The sequence below is a fragment of the Agrococcus jenensis genome, from assembly GCF_003752465.1.
Lineage (GTDB): Bacteria > Actinomycetota > Actinomycetes > Actinomycetales > Microbacteriaceae > Agrococcus > Agrococcus jenensis.
Genome location: NZ_RKHJ01000001.1, coordinates 1,872,789 through 1,891,847 on the forward strand (window position 1 = coordinate 1,872,789; position 19,059 = coordinate 1,891,847).

11 protein-coding genes are annotated in these 19,059 nt (G+C 76.0%); 10 read left to right on the forward strand and 1 reads right to left on the reverse strand.

Going from position 1 to position 19,059, the window contains the following annotated elements:
• Position 1: 1 nt before the first annotated feature.
• A complete protein-coding gene (locus tag EDD26_RS09280) occupies positions 2-1,624 on the forward strand; it encodes a carbohydrate-binding domain-containing protein (RefSeq protein WP_245989833.1) in 1,623 nt (540 codons plus the stop codon).
• 39 nt (positions 1,625-1,663) lie between these two features.
• On the forward strand, positions 1,664-2,617 hold the full coding sequence (locus EDD26_RS09285; protein ID WP_123697460.1) for an aldo/keto reductase: 954 nt from the start codon (positions 1,664-1,666) through the stop codon (positions 2,615-2,617).
• A 10-nt stretch (positions 2,618-2,627) separates the two neighbouring features.
• Here EDD26_RS09285 and EDD26_RS09290 read toward each other — a convergent pair whose 3' ends face one another.
• The gene (locus EDD26_RS09290) at positions 2,628-4,352 is read right to left on the reverse strand and encodes a gamma-glutamyltransferase family protein (protein WP_123697461.1); all 1,725 of its coding nucleotides are present in this window, start codon (positions 4,350-4,352) and stop codon (positions 2,628-2,630) included.
• 137 nt (positions 4,353-4,489) lie between these two features.
• On the opposite strand from EDD26_RS09290, the gene EDD26_RS09295 reads away from it, so the two are divergent.
• Genes EDD26_RS09295 through EDD26_RS09330 form a run of 8 tightly spaced genes read left to right on the forward strand, consistent with a single transcriptional unit; the run spans position 4,490 to position 19,017 of the window.
• Complete coding sequence (locus EDD26_RS09295) at positions 4,490-5,542, forward strand: DUF4192 family protein (RefSeq protein WP_123697462.1); 1,053 nt, start codon at positions 4,490-4,492, stop codon at positions 5,540-5,542.
• Positions 5,543-5,551: 9 nt separating this feature from the next.
• Positions 5,552-6,736: an NAD(P)/FAD-dependent oxidoreductase gene (locus EDD26_RS09300; protein WP_123697463.1), complete on the forward strand. Its 1,185-nt coding sequence runs from the start codon at positions 5,552-5,554 to the stop codon at positions 6,734-6,736.
• 59 nt (positions 6,737-6,795) lie between these two features.
• A complete protein-coding gene (locus tag EDD26_RS09305; protein WP_123697464.1) occupies positions 6,796-7,638 on the forward strand; it encodes a PP2C family protein-serine/threonine phosphatase in 843 nt (280 codons plus the stop codon).
• Positions 7,638-8,996: a serine/threonine-protein kinase gene (locus tag EDD26_RS09310; protein ID WP_123697465.1), complete on the forward strand. Its 1,359-nt coding sequence runs from the start codon at positions 7,638-7,640 to the stop codon at positions 8,994-8,996. Before EDD26_RS09305 ends, EDD26_RS09310 begins: the two co-directional genes overlap by 1 nt.
• Positions 8,993-14,719 (forward strand): fibronectin type III domain-containing protein, encoded by a 5,727-nt coding sequence (locus EDD26_RS09315; protein ID WP_123697466.1) that lies wholly within the window; start codon positions 8,993-8,995, stop codon positions 14,717-14,719. Before EDD26_RS09310 ends, EDD26_RS09315 begins: the two co-directional genes overlap by 4 nt.
• A 17-nt stretch (positions 14,720-14,736) precedes the next feature.
• Positions 14,737-15,687 carry an AAA family ATPase gene (locus tag EDD26_RS09320; protein ID WP_245989834.1) on the forward strand — a complete coding sequence of 317 codons (951 nt, stop codon included), beginning with the start codon at positions 14,737-14,739 and terminating at the stop codon, positions 15,685-15,687.
• Position 15,688: 1 nt separating this feature from the next.
• Entirely contained in the window at positions 15,689-16,867 is a 1,179-nt protein-coding gene (locus EDD26_RS09325) for a DUF58 domain-containing protein (protein ID WP_123697467.1), read from the forward strand.
• Positions 16,864-19,017 (forward strand): transglutaminase-like domain-containing protein, encoded by a 2,154-nt coding sequence (locus tag EDD26_RS09330; protein ID WP_123697468.1) that lies wholly within the window; start codon positions 16,864-16,866, stop codon positions 19,015-19,017. The genes EDD26_RS09325 and EDD26_RS09330 overlap by 4 nt, the downstream gene beginning before the upstream one ends.
• The last annotated feature ends 42 nt before the right edge of the window (positions 19,018-19,059 follow it).

Sequence of the window (19,059 nt, forward strand, 5' to 3'; positions counted from 1 at the left end):
CGTGGACACCACCAACATGCGCACCGGCCGCCTCGCACGCCTCCGGCGGCGCGGGTTCGCGCCCGCCCTCGCGATCGTCGCGAGCGGCATCCTGCTCGCCGGCTGCACCGCGGTCGAGGCCGGACTGACCCAGGTCGCGGCCGGGGCGAGCGGGGCCAGCGGCACGACGACGTCGGTCGTCAGCGCGACCCTCGACGAGCTCGCAGCGGCGAACGAGGACGGCACGGTCGTGCGCGAGGACGAGTGGAGCGTCGACGACGCCATCGACGTCACGCTCGCCGGCACCGGGGCGACCGCCGCGAGCGGCGTGACGAGCGCCGACGGGATCGTCACGATCACGGAGGCCGGCGTCTACCGGCTCTCCGGCTCGCTCGACGGCCGCATCGTCGTGGCGGCTCCCGAGGACGCCCAGGTCGTCCTCGTGCTCGACGGCGCCGCGATCGCCTCGGACGCCGGCTCGGCCATCGAGGTGCAGACGGCAGACGACGTGGCGATCCACCTCGCCGAGGGCAGCGAGAGCTCCATCGTCGACACCTCGACCTACGCCGAGGACGCAGAGGCGAACGCGGCCATCTTCTCGGAGGCGGACCTGACGCTCTCCGGCACCGGCTCCCTGCGCCTCGAGGCATCCGGCGACGGCATCACGAGCGAGGACGACCTCGCCGTCGTGGGCGGGACGATCGACGTGACCGCCGCCGACGAGGCGCTGCGCGGCAAGGACTCGATCCAGGTCGAGGACGGGACGCTCGCCCTCACCGCCGGCGGCGACGCGCTGCAGAGCGACAACGCCGACGAGGCGGAGCGCGGGTGGATCCGCATCGAGGGCGGCACGATCACCGCCACGGCCGGCGACGACGGCCTGAACGCCGTGAGCGACATCCTCGTCGCGGGCGGCACGGTCACGGTCGACGCCACGGGCGACGGCCTGCACGCCGACGTCGCGCTCGCGATCGCGGGCGGCACGATCACCGTCGAGGGCTCGGACGAGGGGCTCGAGTCGGCGCTCGTGCAGATCGACGGCGGCGCGGTGGATGTGACTGCTGACGACGACGCGATCAACGGTTCTGCCGGATCGTCGACGGCAGACGCGAGCGCGGGCGGGATGGGCGGCGGCATGGCCGACTCCGGCGAGCTGGTCGCGATCACCGGCGGGGAGGTGACGCTCCGCTCGGGTGGGGACGGCCTCGACTCGAACGGCTCGATCGAGGTCTCGGGCGGCACGGTCGTGGTCTGGGGGCCGTCGAGCGACGGCAACGGCGCGCTCGACGCGAACGGGGGACTGACGGTCACCGGCGGCACGCTCCTCGCGGTCGGCTCCGCGGGCATGGCGGAGTCACCGGACGCCGCGTCGACGCAGTCGTGGCTGCAGGCACAGGCGACCGGCGACGCCGGCTCGACGATCGAGGTCCTGGACGCGGAAGGCGCGACGATCGCGACGTTCGCGGCCGAGGCGGCGTTCTCGAACGTGGTGTTCTCGGCCGCAGGGCTGACGGGAGACGCCGCGACGGTCGTCGTCGACGGGACCGAGACGGCCGTCACGCTCGGCACCGCGACCGGCGGCGGCATGGGCGGCCAGGGCGGAGGCGCAGGCGGCGGCATGGGCGGCCCCGGCGGCCGCCCGTAGCGGCGCGGCCTCGATGCCGACGGGTCCTAGGGTGGAGGCATGACGCGCACGCTCGGGAACAGCGGCATCGAGGTCTCGCCCATCGGCCTCGGATGCAACAACTTCGGCCGCAGGGGCACGGCGACGGAGGATCAGGCGGGCACCGACGCCGTCATCCACGCGGCGATCGATCACGGCATCACGCTCTTCGACACCGCCGACATCTACGGCAACCCCGCCACGACCTCCGAGACGCTCATGGGCGTCGCGCTCGCGAAGGCGGGGAGCGCCGGGCGCGACAAGGTCGTGCTCGCGACGAAGTGGGGCCACTCCGGCTTCGCGATCGAGGGCACCGAGTCGTGGGGTCCGAAGGGCGCGCGCACGTACATCCGCAACGCCGTCGAGGCGTCGCTGCGCCGCCTGCAGACCGACCGGATCGACCTCTACCAGCTGCACACGCCCGACGAGTCGACGCGCATCGAGGAGACGGTGCGCGCGCTCGACGAGCTCGTCGCCGAGGGCAAGATCCGCGCCTACGGCCACTCGAACTTCACCGCCGAGCAGATCGGCGAGGCGGCCGAGGTCGAGAGCGAGCACGGCTTCGTCTCGGCGCAGGACGAGTACTCGCTCGTCGCCCGCGGCGTGGAGCGCGAGGTGCTGCCCGCAGTGCTCGAGGTGGGGATCGGCTTCCTGCCCTACTTCCCGCTCGCCAACGGCCTGCTCTCGGGCAAGTACTCGCAGGGCACCGGCCCCGAGGGTGCGCGGCTCACGGCGCTCAAGCCGCAGCTGCTCGAGGAGACCGACTGGTCGCGCATCGCCGAGTACGAGCGGATCGTCCGCCGCGCCGACCGCACGATGCTCGACGCCACCTTCCAGTGGCTGCTCGCGCAGCCCGCGGTGACGAGCGTCATCGCCGGCGCGACGCGCCCCGAGCAGGTCGCGCAGAACGCGGCTGCCGGACGCGGCGAGCTCGAGGCCGAGACGGTCGAGGAGATCTCGGCGCTCTTCGCCTGATCGCGCGGGCTCACCGCAGCGCGGCGTAGCCCTGCTCGTCGCGCGCGTTCGACGCCGCCCGGATGGTGCCGTCGGGCTCGTGCGACGCGAACGAGAGCCGACCGAGCGACCAGGGGCCGGCGTCCGTCACGACGTGCCCGCGGCGGCGAAGCTCGGCGATCGTCGCGTCGCCCAGCCGCGACTCGACGTGCAGGCCGCCGGGCTCCCACGTGCGCGGCTCGAACGACGACACGAGGTGCGTGACGTGCCACGAGGGCGCGTCGATCGCCGCCTGCGGGTCGAGGCCGAGCACGCGCAGTCCCAGCAGCATCGCCAGCTGCCACTGGTCCTGCTGGTCGCCGCCGGGCGTCCCGAGGGCTGCGGTCGCGCCGTCGTCGTCGACGAGCATCGTGGGGGAGAGGGTCGTGCGCGGCCGGATGCTCGGCGAGAGGCTCGTCGGCAGCCCGGGCTCGAGCCACAGCATCTGCGCCCGCGTGCCGAGGCAGAAGCCCAGCTCTGCGATCGCGGGGCTCGACTGCAGCCAGCCCCCGGAGGGGGTCGCGGAGATGACGGTGCCCCAGCGGTCGACGACGTCGATGTGGCAGGTGTCGCCGCGGGTGGGCTCGCCGGTGCCGGCGGCGCGGGTCGCCGGCGCGCCCTCGGGCATGCGCGCCAGGCGCGGGTCCCCGCGGAGCGCGCCCGGCCGCAGCTCGAGCGAAGCCGTGCCGTCGATGAGCGCCCTGCGCTCCGCGAGGTAGTCCGCGTCGAGCAGCCGCGAGAGGTCGGCGCCGTCGCCGAACCAGGCGTCCCGGTCGGCCAGCGCGAGCTTCGTCGCCTCCGCCGCGACGTGCACGAGGTCGGCGTCGAGCGCCTCCGCACGATCGGGCAGCAGCGGGTCCATGATGCCGAGCGCCGCGAGCAGCGCCGGGCCCTGCGACCACGCGCCAACCTTGTGCACGGTCGTCCCGCGCCAGTGCATCGCGACCGTGTCCTCCCAGCTGGGTCGCCAGGCGGCGAGGTCGTCGCCGGTGAGGAGCCCAGCGTGCGCGGCGCCGGTGGAGTCCATCGCCGGCTGCCGCGCGTGCCGGTCGATCGCCTCGGCGACGAAGCCCTCGCTCCAGGCGGCGATCGCCGCGTCGCACGCGGCCTCGCGGCCCTTGCCGCGGCCGGCGTCGGCGAGGCGGCGGTAGGTCTCGGCGAGCGCGGGGTTGCGGATGACGTCCCACGCGGCGGGGGCGGGGTCGGCCCACAGCGCGGCGGAGGAGGCCCAGTGCTCGCGGAAGAAGTCGGCACGGCCGGCGATGGTGCGGACGACGCGGGGGAGCACGCGGTGGCCTCGCTCCGCGAGCTCGATCGCGAACGCGAGCACGTCGGCGGGCGCCCAGGAGCCGTGGTCGCGCACGAGCGCGAGCCACGCGGGCACCGCGCCCGGCACGACCGCCGCGAGCAGCCCGGTGCCGGGGATGTGCTCGATGCCCTCGGCGCGCATCCGCTCGATCGTCGCCGACGCCGGCGTGACGCCCTGGCCGGCGAGCACCCGCGGCGCCTGCTCCGGGCGACGGACGATGGCGGGCAGGTCGCCGCCCGGCCCGTTGAGGTGCGGCTCGACCACGTGCAGGACGAAGCCCGCGGCGGCCGCCGCGTCGGCGGCGTTGCCGCCTCGCTCGAGCACGGCCATGCCGCTCGACGACGCGAGCCAGTGCGTCGACGCGACCGCTCCGAACGAACCCTGCAGCGGCGGTCTGGTGCGCATCATGGGGCTCAGGCTAACCCGCGCGCGCTGACCTCCGGCCGGAGACCGCGGCGCCGCAGCACCGACCGTGCGCCGCCGTCGTCCACAGCCCGGTGCCGACGGGGAGCGGCCGGCGGCGCGGGTGCCGCAGAGTGCGCGCCATGGACACCGTCCGCATCAGCACACCGCAATCGCTCCTCCGGCTGCTGCCGCGCCTCGTCGGCGCTCCCGAGCCGCCCGCGCTCGTCGCGCTGCCGTTCCGCCGCGGCAGGTCGGGCATGCCGATGGTGCTCGACCTCCCCGCCCGGCGCTCCGTCCCCGCGATCGCGCGCGCGATCCGCAACGGGGCGCAGGGCGCCGACGCCGTGGTGCTCGTCGCGTGCCTCGCCGAGGCGCTCGGCACCGCACCGCTGCCGCTCCGGACGCCGCTCGCGAGCCTCGCCGAGCGGCTCGCGCGCGACGGCATCCGCTGCCTCGAGCTGCTCGCGCTCGGGCCCGACGCGTGGGGCGACTACGCGATGCCCGACGGCGCGCGCGGCCCGCTCGCCGAGCTCGACCTGCTCGACGACCCGGCGCCGGGCGTGCCGGAGCTCCCGCCGCTCCCTGGCACGCCGAGCGGCTCCGACGGCCCCGCGGCGCTCGCCGTCGCGCAGTGGCTCGACGCGCTCGGCGCCATCGAGGTCGAGGCCGCCGCGCAGGGGGCGATCGCGGCGCTCGAGCGCGCGGTGGACCTCGCGCCGCGGCTCGACGCCGGGCCCGGCCCGCTCGGCATCGACCCGGCGAAGGCGGCAGCCGTGGCCGTCGCGCTCGTCGCCCGTCCGGTGCTGCGCGACATCGCGATCGAGCTGGCTTTGGACGGCCCGGACGCCGCCGCCGCGACGCTCGCCGCCATCGACCGCGACGGCGCGCTCGCCGCCGACGATGCGGCGGGGCGCTTCCTGGGCTGCGGTCCGGCGCCCGATGCCGACCGCCTCCACGAGCGGCTGCGCCGGTGGACGGCGATCGCCGAGGCGACGCCGCTCGACGCGAGAGCGCCGCTGCTCGTGATCGTCGGCTTCCTGCTCTTCTTCGTCGGTCGGGGCCGCACCGCCGGCCGCTGCGCCGAGCTCGCGATGGCCATCGACCCCGGCCTCTCGATGGCGCCGCTGCTGCGCGACATCGTCGACGCGAAGGGCGCTCCCGACTGGGTGCTCGGGCAGAGGTCCGGGGAGTAGCGTCGCGGCATGACGAGCGAACGCGTGCACGACGTCCTGGTGGTCGGGGGCGGCAACGGCGGCCTGTCGGCGGCCGCCCACCTGCTCCGCAAGGGCTGCAGGGACGTGGGCATGATCGAGCCCGCCGAGCGGCACGTCTACAAGCCGCTGCAGCACTACGTCGGCACGGGCCGCGCGCGCCAGGATGAGCTGGTCCGCGAGCAGTCCTCGCTCGTGCCCGAGGGCGTCGAGTGGTACCGCACCGCTGCGGTCGCGATCGATCCGGTGCGCCGCATCGTCCGCTGCGCCGACGGCCGCGAGGTGCGCGGCGCCGACATCGTGCTCGCCCCCGGCGCCCGGATCGACTGGTCGCTGCTCCCCGGCGCGGAGCGCGCGCTCGCCGAGGGCACCGCGATCACGACGTGGGACGACCGCGAGCTCGAGCGCGCGCGGTCCCGGATCGCCGCGACGACGAGCGGCCGCGCGATCTTCCACGTGCACGGCCAGCCTGCCTCGGGTCAGGAGACGGCCTTCAAGCCGCTGTTCATCGCGTGCGACACGTGGCGCGCCGCCGGGGTGCTCGACCGCATCGAGGTCGTGCTCGTCCACGAGGGCGCGCGGCTCCACCGGGTGGAGGCGATCGAGCGCGAGATCCGGCGCCACCTCGACGACTACGGCGTCGACGTGCGGCTCGGCACCCGCCTCCAGAGCATCGACGGCGACGCGGTCGCGCTCGTCGGGCCCTACGGCTCGGGCACGGAGCACGCCGACCTCATCGTGCTCCACGCCCCCTACGCGCCCCACCCGTTCATCGCGGCATCCGGGCTCGACGCCGAGGGTACGGGCGGCTTCGTGGCCGTCGATCCGGAGACGCTCCGCCACCCCGAGCACCCGCGCATCTGGGCGGTCGGCGACGGCGCCGACCTCGGGGACGCGCGCACCGGCGGCGCGCTGCGCAAGCAGGTGACGACCGTCGTCGAGAACATCCGCCGCGCCCGGGGCGGGCAGCCGCTGCAGCGGTACGACGGCTACACCGTCGCGCCCATCATGACCGCGCGGCGCAGCCTCTCGTTCGGCGAGTACGACCGGGAGCTGCGCGTGCGGCGCAGCCTGCCGGTGCCCGACGAGATCCGCTCGAGCCCGCTCTGGTACGCGCTCGACCGCTACGCGCTGCCGCAGGTGTACTGGCACCGGATCCTCAAGGGCCGCCTCTAGCTGGACGGCGTGCGCACGCGATGCGGGCGCATCAGCCACGGCATGGAAGACTGGGGATCGTGACCCACATCGGAGCGGCGACCGGCGAGCACGCCACACAGGGGCCTGAGGGCCGGCAGTTCGCGGTGCGCTGGGCAGGCGCCACCGACACCGGCTTCCGCCGCCAGCACAACGAGGACTCGCTCGTCACGCAGCCGCCGGTCTTCGCGGTGGCCGACGGCATGGGCGGCCACTCGCACGGCGACCTCGCGAGCAAGGCCGTCGCCGAGCAGCTGGGCGGCCTCGGCTCGCTCGAGTCGGTCGAGCCGATCGACGTCGTCGAGGCGCTCCGCCGCGCGACCGACGAGATCGAGAAGCTGGGCGACGGGGAGGGCTCCGCGGGCACGACCGTGACCGGCTGCGCGTTCGCGATGCACGAGGGGGCGCCGCACTTCGCCGTCTTCAACGTCGGCGACTCGCGCACGTACGCGATGCTCGGCGAGCGGCTCACCCGCATCACGATCGACCACTCCGTCGTGCAGGAGCTCATCGATGCCGGACTCCTCACCGAGGAGGAGGCCGAGACGCACCCCGAGGCCAACGTCGTCACGCGCGGCGTCGGCGCCGGCATCGACCCGGTGCCGGACTACTTCCTGCTGCCGATCATGCCGCAGCTGCGGCTGCTCGTGTGCTCCGACGGGCTGACCAAGGAGGTGCACGACATCGAGATCGAGCGCATCCTCTGGGAGCACGACGAGCCCGCCGCCGCCGCCTCCGCGCTCGTCTCCGCCGCCCTCGACAGCGGCGGCCGCGACAACGTGACCGTCATCGTCATCGACGTGACGAAGGCGCCGACGGTCGACGACGTCGACCGCACCGTCCCCCGGACGACGCTGCGCGACGAGGAGACCAGGCGGTCCTGATGGCGAGGCGGCTCCCCTCAGCGCCGCCGGTCCTCCCCGGCTACTCGCACCTGCACGTGCTGGGCACGGGCGGCTACGCCGACGTGTTCCTGTACGAGCAGGCGCTGCCGCGCCGCCCCGTCGCGGTCAAGGTGCTGCTCGCCGAGCTCGTCGACGAGGACGTCCGCCGCTCGTTCCGCAGCGAGGTCAACCTCATGGGACGGCTGTCGTCGCATCCGGGCATCCTGACGGTCTTCGGCGCGAGCGTCGCGAGCGACGGCCGACCCTACCTCGTGATGGAGCTCGCGAGCCCCGAGCTCGGCGAGCGCTTCCGCACCGAGCCGCTCGCGCCCGAGGCGGCGCTGCGCGTCGGCATCCGGGTCGGCGCGGCGATCGAGACCGCGCACCGAGCGGGCGTGCTGCACCGCGACATCAAGCCCGCGAACATCCTCACCACCGCGTTCGGCCACCCGGTGCTCAGCGACTTCGGCATCGCCGGGCTGCAGCACGACGCGACCGAGACCGCGGGCGTCTCCGTGCCCTGGGCCGCGCCCGAGGTGCTGCGCGGCGAGACCGGCGGCACGATCGCGACAGAGGTCTGGTCCCTCGGCGCCACCCTCTTCTCGCTCGTCGCGGGGCGCAGCCCCGCAGAGCACCCGGGCAGGGCCAACGACCACGCCGCCCTCACCGAGCGGATCATCGCGCACGACCTGCTGCCGTCCCGCGCGATCCCGGCGCCGCTGCGGCGGGTGCTCGACCGCGCGCTCGCGGCGAGGCCCGCCGACCGCTTCGAGAGCGTCGAGCAGATGCTGGTCGAGCTGCAGGGCGTGCAGCGCGAGCTCGGGTTCGACGAGACGCCGATCGAGGTCGAGGTCGACGCGTGGGCGGCGGCGCCGCTGCCCGAGACGACCTCGGACGAGGACGCGGATGCCCTGCGGCTGCGCCAGCGCCGGTCGCGCCGCTCGCCGGGCATCACCGGCAGCCGCGTCGACATCTCCGCCTCGACCGGCAGGCGGCAGCCGCAGCAGCCGAAGCGGTTCGCGGTCGGCCTCGGCGTCGGCCTCGCGAGCGTCGTCGTGCTCGGCATCGTCGCGGTCGCGGCCGTGGCGCTCTCGAGCGTCTCGCAGCGCATCCCGGTCGTCGCTGACGTGGCCGTGACGCCGGAGTCGGGCCGCGTGGTGTTCGCGTGGCCCGACCCGGGCCTGGTCGACACCGACACGTACCACGTGCGCACGTCGACGGGCGATGCGCTCATCCAGGGCGGACGCGCGTTCACCATGACGGGTGACGCGGGGGAGCGGCTCTGCATCGACATCGCGGTCAACCGCGACGGCTCGACCGGCGACGTCACGACCGCGTGCGGGGAGCCGCTGCCGTGAAGCGGCGCACCGCCGGCGCCGCGCTGGGCACGCTGCTCGTCGCTGGCGTCGTCGCCGGTGCGGTGCTGAGCCCGGGCTACGTCGCGGTGCAGCCGCAGCTCGACGGGTCGAGCGTCTGGGTCGCCAACGGCGCCGCCGGCGCGATCGGGCTCGCGAACACCGCGAACGGCACGATCGAGCGCATCGTGCGGGTCGGAGGCGTCGACGAGGCGCACCAGAGCCCGAGCGGCACCGTCCTCGTCGATCGCGACGCCTCGACGGTGCGCGTCGTGCGCGACGGCGAGGCGCAGCCGGGGCCCGCGGTCCCGATCGTCGCCGGCGCCGTCGTCGGCGTGCGGGACGACCGCGTCGTCGTCACCGCGCCGAGCACCGGCGACGTGTGGCGCACCACCACGGGCGCGATCGCGGAGGGCGCGCAGCTCGGCGAGCCGGTCGTCGCGCTCGGCCGCGGCGGCGTCGCGGTGCTCGGCGAGCACAGCCTGCTCGCCGCCTCGCCCGGCCTCGGCCGCGTGCTGCGGGTGGACGAGGCGGGCGAGACCGTCGCGAGCGAGCGCGCACCCGTCTCGCCGTCGGCGCCGGCGCTGCAGCTGACGGCGCTCGGCGACGAGTGGGTGCTCTTCGACGCCGGATCCGGCGTGCTGTCGACGCGGACGTGGCAGACCTCGGTCCAGGGGGAGGACCTGCGCCTGCAGGAGCCGGGGCCGAGCGCGAGCACCGTGCTCTACGCGACCGGCGATGCGCTCGTGCGGCAGGCGCTCGGCGTGCCGACCCAGGAGGTGCTCGCATCCGGCTCCGGCGGCGTGCCGGCCGCGCCGGTCGTGCGCGAGGGATGCACGTTCGCGGCCTGGAGCGACGGGGTGGGCTGGCGCGACTGCGCCGAGGCCGAGCCGGTCGTGCTCGGCCTCGACGAGGTCGCGCTCGACCCCGACCTGCGGATCCTGCAGCGCGGCAGCGCGACCGCGCTCGTCGACGACGGCAGCGGCGACGCGTGGGCGATCGACCACGACGGCGAGCGGATCGTCGGCTGGGAGACCGAGGGCGACAGCCCCGCCCCGGAGCAGCCCGCGGAGGGCGAGACCGTCGAGGAGGTCGTCGAGGCCGCGCCCGCCCCTCCGATCGCCGCCGACGACGCGCTCGGTGCACGGCCCGGCGCCGCCACGCTGCTGCCGGTGCTGCTCAACGACACCGACGTCAACGGGGATCCCATCGTCCTCACCGAGGTCGAGTCGGACCGCGCCGACGCGGCAGCCTCGATCGCGCCCGACGGCCGCAGCATCCGCCTCGACGCGCCGGAGGAGGGCGAGACGCGGATCGCGTACGAGATCTCCGACGGCACCGCGACCGCGGCTGCGGTCGCCACCGTCACCGTGCGCGGCGGCAACGAGCCGCCGGTGCTCGAGCGGCCCGTGCAGGCGACCGTCGCCGCCGGCGGCACGCTCGCCCTCGACGCGCTCGACGGCTGGGTCGATCCCGACGGCGACCCGCTCGCGGTCGTCGGCGCGACGGTCGATGCCCCCGACAGCGTGAGCGTCCGGGCCGACGGGCGGCTCGAGTTCCGGGACGGGCTCGCGGGCGCGCAGCGCGAGATCGAGGTGACCGTCTCGGACGGGCGGTCGACGTCGACGGAGGCGATCGCCGTCACCGTGCACGCGGGGTCGGTGGCGATCGCCGCGCAGCCCGTGACCGCGGTCACCCGCGTCGGCCAGCGCCTCGTGCTCGAGCCGCTGCTCGCCGCGCAGGGCGGCGCGGGCCCGCTCAGCCTCCACAACGTCGTCGCGGCCTCCCAGCCGGTCGAGCCCAGCTTCGCCGACGACACGATCATCGTCACCCCGACCGAGCCCGGCCTCCTGCGGTTCGACTACGTCGTGACCGACGGCCAGGCGACGCAGGAGGGCGCGGTCGTCGTGCGGGTGCTCGAGGGCGCCGACGCCTCGTCGGCGCCGGTGACCATGCCGGAGCGGGTCGCGCTGCCCGCGATCGGCACGGTCGCGATCGACGTCGATCGGCTCGCGCACGACCCCGCCGGCGGCGTCGTCGCGCTGCGCACGGCCGAGAGCGACTCGACCGCCGTCCGCGCCGAGGTCGTCGACGCCGAGCGGCTGCGGCTCACCCTCACCGACGACCTCGCCGAGCAGGCGACGGTGCGGTACACCGTCACGAACGGCGTCGCCACGACGACCGGCGAGGTGCTCGTCTCGGCGGCCGCGGCCGCGTCGGTGCAGCCGCCGATCGCGCGCGACGACGAGGTGACGCTCCGCCCGGGCGGGCTCGTCGAGATCCCCGTGCTCGTGAACGACGAGCAGCCCGACGGGCTCGCGCTCACCCTCGACACCGAGATCGTCGCCCCGCCCGAGGCCGGCATGCTCTTCGTCGACGGTGAGCGGATGCGGTACGTCGCCGGCGACGCGGCCGGCACCTTCACCGCCACCTACGGCGTCCGCGGCCCCGACGGCCAGACGGCGACCGCCGACATCACGCTCCGGGTCGCGGAGCAGGCGAGCACCACGAACGCCGCGCCCGACGCGCCGACCGTCGAGGCGCGCGTCGTCGCGGGCGCGAGCATCGACATCCCGCTGCCGCTCTCGGACGCCGATCCGAACGGCGACCCCGTGCAGCTGCTCGGCCCGTCCTCGGCCCCGGCGCTCGGCTTCGTGACGCGGGAGGGCCGGTCGACGCTGCGCTACCAGGCGGGCGACTACTCGTTCGGCACCGACGCCTTCCGCTACCGGGTCGTCGACGACCTGGGCGCGGTGAGCGAGGGCACCGTGCGCGTCGCGGTCGTCGAGCCGGACGCCGCGCTGCCGCCGGTGCTGCGCGCCGACGAGGCGGTCATGCGCCCCGACTCGACCCTCGTCGTGCCGGTGCTCGACAACGACAGCGACCCCGCGGGGCTGCCGCTCGAGATCGTGGGCGTCGAGACCGGGTCGCCCGGCGCGTCCGCCGAGGTGCGCGACGGCGCCGTGCTCGTGACCGCGGGGCTCGAGGCGACGAGCATCGGCGTCGTGGTGACCGTCGAGAACGCGGCCGGCACCAGGTCGTCGAGCTGGCTCCGCATCGAGGTGGACCCCGCGGCGCCCCCGCCGGTGGCCGACGTCGACGACGTGCAGGTCGACATCGAGTCGATCGCCGACGCCGAGGCCGTGCGCATCTCGCCGCTCGCGCACGCGTCCGTGCGCGACGGCCGCACCGACGTGCTCGAGGCCGACCTGCCCATGGCGGTCGAGGGCGTGGCGCTCCGCGACGACGGCACGATCGAGATCGCCGTCGCCGACCGCACCCGCTTCGTGCCCTTCTCGGTGTCGCGCACCGACGCGCCCGGCGAGACCGCGACCGCCGTCATCGCCGTGCCCGGCAGGCTCGACGCGCTGCCGCAGCTGCGGCCCGGCGTCGCACCCCTCACGGTGGCAGCCGGGGAGACGCTCGAGATCGACATCGACGCCGTGGTCGTGACCGTCGACGGCGACGGCGCGCTGCTCACCGACGCGAGCGCCGTGGAGGCGTCGCCGACGGACGGCTCCAACCCGGTCATCGACGAGCGCACGCTGCGCTTCGTGCCCCCGCCGGGCTACTTCGGCCCCGCGAGCATCACCTTCGAGGTGACCGACGGCGACAGCCCCACCGACCCCGACGGGCGGGTGGGCAGGATCGTGCTGCCGATCGAGGTGACGGCGGGCGACGACGTGCCGCTCACGGTGCTCGGCTCCTTCGTGCAGCTCGAGCCCGGCAGCGAGCGCACGATCGACCTCGCGCGGGTCACGCGCGCCCCGGATCCCGCGCGGCTCGCCGCGGCGACATGGTCGGTCGTCGACGGCGCGCCGGAGGGCTTCGAGGCGTCGGTCAGCGGCTCCGCGCTCACTGTGCGCGCGCTGCCGGACACCGATCCCGGCACCACCGCCGAGCTGCAGGTGGGCGCGCGCGACGGCGCGGGCGCGGGCGTGCCCGGCACGGTCGTGCTCTCCGTCATCTCCACCACGCGGCCGCTCGTCTCGCCGGTCGCCGACGCGGTCACGCTGCAGCGCGGCACGAGCGGGCAGGTGACGCCGCTCGCGAACGACGAGGCGTCGAACCCGTTCCCGGACGCACCCCTGCGGATCGGCGCGCTCCGCGCCACCGGTGCCGCCGCGCGCGGCATCGACGCCGGGCTGCAGGACGGCGCCGTGACGCTCTCCGCTCGCCCGGGCGCCGTGATCGGGGCGACGATCGTGCAGGTGCTCGTGCTCGACATCACCGGCGACCCGCGGCGCGGGGTGTGGAGCCCGATCACGATCACCGTGCAGGACGTGCCGGACGCGCCGGCGCCTCCCGTGCAGGTGTTCGACGAGCACGTCGACGGCGTCGTGAGCATGGCGATCGACCCGCCGGTCGACAACGGCAGCCCGATCACCGGCTACCGCATCGTCGGTCCCGGCGTCGACGTGGCGTGCGGCGCCCAGCCCCGGTGCACGGTCGAGGGGCTCCAGGCCGGGGTCGAGCTGCGGCTGCGCGCGATCGCGACGAACGCGCTCGGCGAGAGCGAGCCGTCCGCTCCCTCGGAGCCGGTGCACGCCGACCGGCTGCCGGCGCTCGTGCAGGGCGTGGCCGCGGTGCCCGACGCGGAGCCCGGCGCCGTGCGGGTCGCGTGGCGCGCCGTGCCGCAGCCGCAGGGCGGCACGCCGATCGAGGCCTACCTCGTGCGCATCACCGGCAGCGGCACGAATCGGCTCGTGCGGGTCGGCGCGGCCGAGCGCGCCGCCGTCATCGCGGGGCTCACACCGGGTCGCCCGTACGCGATCGAGGTCGCGGCGGCCAACGACGCGGGCGTCCCGGACGACGCGTGGCGCTGGCCCGCCGCTCCAGTGCCGTTCACCGCGGTCGGCGAGCCGGGCACGACGCCGGTGCTCATCACGGACCGCAGCGGCGGCAGCGTCACCGCGCGCTGGTCGGCGGTCGACGCCGGCGGCGCCGCTCGGGTGCGCTACACCGCCCGCATCGTCGCGGCGGCCGACGTCCCGTCGCTCGGCTGCTCGAGCACCGGCACGGGGGAGCCGGCGGGCACCGCGGCGCTGAGCGCGACCCTGACGATCGCCGAGGGGGCGCGCGCCGTCGTCGCCGTCACGGCGGACAACGGCTGGCACTGCGCCGTCTCGGTCTCGGACCCCGTGTTCGGCCGACCGGCTCCGGTCGCGCCCTCCGACGTCACGATCGCAGCCGGCGGGGCGCAGGTGCGCGACGACGCCCGCGACGTGCAGATCGTCGCGATCCCGGCCGCGGCCGACGGCCTCTGGTTCGAGGCGCGCACCGTGCAGTCGCCGCAGGCGACCGATCCGGTCTGGCAGCGGGTGGGCGCGGGGTCGTGGGTGACGCCCACCACCACCTCCTTCACCTACGGCCGCGAGGCATCCGTCGACGTGCGCGTCTGCGCGCCGTCCGGCGCCGGCTCCGACGCGGTCTGCTCCGAGCCGACGACGGTGGGCAGCGCGACGCCGCTCAGCCTGCGCGCGACCGTCGACGCGTGCACGCCGCTCGTGCCGCTCGACGCGCGCGCGCCCGTCAACGCGACCGCGGATGCGCGGGGGAGCGTCGTCGCCCGCTACCTCGTCGACGGCAGGTGGACCGACGAGCGGCCGTCGACGTCGCGCGTGCCCGCCGGTGCGACCCGGGTCGAGGCATGGGGCGTCGTAACCTATCTGGAGTCCGATCCCCTCCGGGATCCGTCGCCCACCGTGGCGGGCTGCGGGCTGTGAACAGAGGGGAGCCGCCCGTGGGCGTCGACGTCGCGAGCATCCAGGAGCTGTCCGAGCGGGTGGTCGAGCGGGTCGAGCGGGTGCTCGTCGGCAAGCCGCACGTCGTGCAGCTGTCGCTCACCGCGATGCTGAGCCACGGCCACCTGCTCATCGAGGACAACCCCGGCACCGGCAAGACGTCGCTCGCCCGCGCGCTCGCCGCCTCGATCTCGGGCACGTCCACGCGCATCCAGTTCACGCCCGACCTGCTGCCCGGCGACATCACCGGCGTCAGCGTGTGGAGCCAGGGCGCCGGCGAGTTCGAGTACCGGCAGGGCCCGGTGTTCGCGAACGTCGTGCTCGCCGACGAGATCAACCGCGCGAGCCCCAAGACGCAGTCGGCGCTGCTCGAGGTGATGCAGGAGGGCCGGGTCACCGTCGACGGCGTGCCGCACTCGGTGCCGCAGCCGTTCATGGTGATCGCCACGCAGAACCCGATCGAGCACGCCGGCACCTACGAGCTGCCGGAGGCGCAGCTCGACCGCTTCGCCCTCAAGGCGTCGATCGGCTACCCCGACCACGCGTCGACCCTGCGCATCCTCGCCGACTCCGGCGAGGAGGTCTCGCCCGACGACCTCCGCCCGGTGACGGATGCGGCGACCGTGCAGGCGATGGCGGCGGTCATCCGCGGCGTGCACGTCGAGCCGTCGATCGTCGACTACGTCGCGCGGCTCGTGGAGGCGACGCGCGAGGCCGACGAGGTGCGCCTCGGCGTCTCGGTGCGCGGGGCCCTCGCGCTCGTCCGCACGGCCCGGGCCTGGGCCGCCATCCACGGGCGCGACTACGTGACCCCCGACGACGTCAAGGCGCTCGCGGTGCCCGCGCTCGCGCACCGACTGGTCCTGCAGCCCGAGGCGGAGTTCGACGACGTCCGGCCCGAGAGCATCGTGCAGCAGCTCATGCTCACCGTGGCGCCGCCCAGGCGCTGACATGCGCTGGCTCGACGGCGCCCTGCGCGCGCTCACCCCGTGGGGGTGGACGCTGCTGGCGACCGTCGTGATGGGCATCGTGCTCGCCCGCACGCTCGGCTGGAGCGAGGCGATCGTCGCGGCCGTCGCGGCCGGCTGCCTCATGCTCGGCGCCATCCCGTGGATCGTCGGCGAGCGGTGGGCGCGCGCCAGGATCGGCCTGAGCGCCGAGCGCGTGCCCGTCGGCGCGGAGGCGCTCGCGCTCGTCGAGATCGCCCGCCCGTCGCGCGCGGCGACGCCCCGCCAGGTCGACCTCAACGTGGGCGACGAGGAAGCGGTGCTCGAGATCCCGCCGCTCGAGGTCGGCGCGAGCGTGCTGCGCAGCGTGCCGCTCGACACCTCGAGGCGCGGGCTGCGCACGATCGGCCCCGCCACGATCCTCCGCACCGACCCGTTCGGCGTGCTCGAGCGGCGGCACCACCTGACCGAGACGCGCACGCTCGTCGTGCACCCGCGCGTCGTGCGCCTGCCGGGCGGTGCTGGCGGCATCGTCCGCGACCTCGACGGCGAGGCCGCGGCCGAGCGCACGGCCGACGACGTCTCGTTCCACAGCCTGCGCGAGTACTCGCCGGGGGACGACCGGCGGCTCGTGCACTGGCGCTCGAGCGCGCGGCACGGCACCCTCCTCGTGCGCCAGTTCGAGCCGTCGCGCCGCGCCGACACGCTCATCGTCGTCTCCACCGACCCCTCCGAGTACGACGGCGACGACTTCGAGCTCGCGCTCTCGCTCGTCGGCACGCTCGCGCTCGCCGCGATCGCGGACCGTCGCACGGTGCGCGTCGTCGAGAGCCCCGCGACCGAGCGCGGGGCGGCGCAGCCGATCGACGCCGCGACGCGCGAGCGGCTGCTCGACGCGCTCGCGGTGCTCGAGCCGCGCAGCGCCCACGGCATCGCGCAGGCCTCCCGCGCCTCCCGCGGCGGGGCGCCCGGCAGCGTCGCCTGGCTCATCACCGGATCGACCGTCGCGCCGCGCACGCTGCGCACCGCCGCGAACGGCATGCCGGCGGGCGTGGTGTCGATCGTCGTGCGGGCGGCCGTCGGCGCGGCGCCGGCGCGGTCGCGGCTCGGCGACGCCGACGTCGTGACGGTCGGCGCGATCGAGGACCTGGCCCGCGGCATCCGCCAGTCGAGGTCGCCGTGATCGCCCGCGCACCCGGCGCGGGGCTCGTGATGCTCGCGATCGCCGCCGCGTGCGTGCCGATGTGGTGGATCTTCGGCACGCCCCAGCTCGTCGTCGCGCTCGCCGTGGCGCTGCTCGTCGGCGCCGCGATCGCGGCGGTCGGCGCCTGGCGCCGCTGGAGCAAGGCACTGCTCGCGACCATGGGCGTCGTCGCGCTCGCCCTGCTGGCGGTGCCGCTCACCGCGCCGCAGCGCATCCCGCGCGGGGAGTGGCTGCCCGCCTTCGCCGACGCGAGCGCCGCGCTCGTGCTCGCCTGGCGGCGGCTGCTCACGATCGGCCTGCCGGTCGGCACCGGCGACTCGCTGCTCATGGCGCCGATCGTGCTCGTGCTCGCGGGCACGATCGTGGCGGTCACGCTCGCGCTGCGATCGCGCCGCGCGGAGGCGGCGGCGCTCGTGCCGGCCCTCCTCGCCATCTGGGCGATACTCTGGGGGCCGACCGACCTGCCAGCGCCGTGGCTCACGGGGCTGCTGACGATCGTGCCGATCACCGCCTACGTGACGGTCGTGCGGCAGGCCCGCCGCCGCAGCCGCGCGCCGCGCGCGCTGTCGTCGCTCGCGCGCCGCGTCGGCGCCGGCGCGCTCGTCGCGCTGCTCGCGGGCGGCGGTGGGGCAGCCGCTGGCGCCCTGCTGCCGCTGCCCGAGCGCATCGTGCTGCGCGGCGACAGCGCGTCGTCCGTGACGCTCGAGGGCGCCTCGCCGCTCTCCGGCTACCGCGCGAACTGGGCGGTCGACGCGCGCGAGGCCACCCAGCTGACCGCGACCGGCCTCGAGCCGGGCGACCGCATCCGCGTCGCCGCGCTCGACGACTACGACGGCGAGGTGCTCGGCGTCGGAAAGGCCGCCTTCGAGCGCGTCGCGAGCGCGGAGGAGGGGCGGGGCCGCATCGTCGGCATCACGATCGGCGAGCTGCGCGGCCCGTGGCTCCCGAGCGTCGGCGTGGCGTCCGGCATCCGCTTCGTCGGTCCGCGCTCCGACCTGCTCGCCTCCGGACTCCACCGCGACGCGGCGCTCGGCGCCCTCGTCGTCGCCCCGGGGCTCGGTGCCGGCGACGGCTACCAGCTGCTCGTCGAGCCCGGCACGCCGGTGGTCGCGGGCGATGGCGTGGCCGCGCTCGAGCCCGCCGATCCTGTGCAGGGCTCCGAGGTGCTCCCCGACGCGATGCTGGAGGCGCTCGCCTCGTGGACGGGAGAGGCGAGCACCCAGGGCGAGCGGCTCGCCGCCATGGTCGACGGCCTCCGGGCCGCGGGCTACGTCAGCCACGGCGTGCTCGAGGAGGAGGCGCCGTCGCGCCCCGGCCACTCGCTCGATCGGCTCGAGGAGCTGTTCCGCGAGCCGATGATCGGCGACGCCGAGCAGTACGCGACGGCCGCGATGCTGCTCGCCCGGCAGCTCGGCTTCGACGCGCGCGTCGTGGTCGGCTACACGCCCGACGTCGTCGAGGCCGGCGTGCCGACCGTCGTCCGCGGCGCCGACGCGGACGCCTGGATCGAGGTGCGCACCACGTCCGGCTGGGTCGGCATCGACGTCGTCGCGGAGGAGCGACCCATCCCCGAGGAGGAGGACGGCGCGCCCTCGGTCGTCGAGGAGCCGCCCGCGCAGCAGGCGCCGGTGCCGGCCCCGGGAGGGCAGGAGCAGGGCGCCGACCCCGCGGCGCCGAGCGCGCCGCAGGACACCGGCGACCCGGCCTCGCGGCTGCTGGCCGTGCTGGGCGCCGGTGCCGCCGTGCTGGGGCTGCTCGCGCTCGTCGCGGCGCTGCCCGTCGGCCTCGTCGTCGCGAAGGTCGTGCGGCGCCGCAGGCGGCGGCGCGCGGACGCGCCGCGCGAGCGCGCGGAGGGGGCATGGATCGAGCTCGTCGATCGGCTGCGCGACCGCGGCGAGCCGCCGCAGCCCGATGGCACGCGGCTCGAGCAGGCGGCCGCCGACGAGCGGATGCGCGAGCTCGCCGAGCGCGTCGACCGCGCGGTCTTCGCAGCTGCGCCGCCGACCGACGCCGAGGTGGACGACGCGTGGCGGCTGAGCGACGACGTGCTCGCCGCCCGCGACGCCGGCGCCGGAAGGCTCCGCCCGCTGCTCGCGAGCCTCAACCCGGCGTCGCTCGTCGGCCGCTGAGGCGGCGCTCTCCACAGGGTCGGCAGGGGCCACGACGGCACG

What these genes read in the sequence shown, in the direction of transcription:
- EDD26_RS09285 (WP_123697460.1), top strand. Translation starts at nt 1,664, where the DNA reads ATGACGCGCACGCTCGGGAACAGCGGCATCGAGGTCTCGCCCATCGGC.
- EDD26_RS09290 (WP_123697461.1), bottom strand. Translation starts at nt 4,352, where the DNA reads ATGATGCGCACCAGACCGCCGCTGCAGGGTTCGTTCGGAGCGGTCGCG.
- EDD26_RS09295 (WP_123697462.1), top strand. Translation starts at nt 4,490, where the DNA reads ATGGACACCGTCCGCATCAGCACACCGCAATCGCTCCTCCGGCTGCTG.
- EDD26_RS09300 (WP_123697463.1), top strand. Translation starts at nt 5,552, where the DNA reads ATGACGAGCGAACGCGTGCACGACGTCCTGGTGGTCGGGGGCGGCAAC.
- EDD26_RS09310 (WP_123697465.1), top strand. Translation starts at nt 7,638, where the DNA reads ATGGCGAGGCGGCTCCCCTCAGCGCCGCCGGTCCTCCCCGGCTACTCG.
- EDD26_RS09325 (WP_123697467.1), top strand. Translation starts at nt 15,689, where the DNA reads ATGCGCTGGCTCGACGGCGCCCTGCGCGCGCTCACCCCGTGGGGGTGG.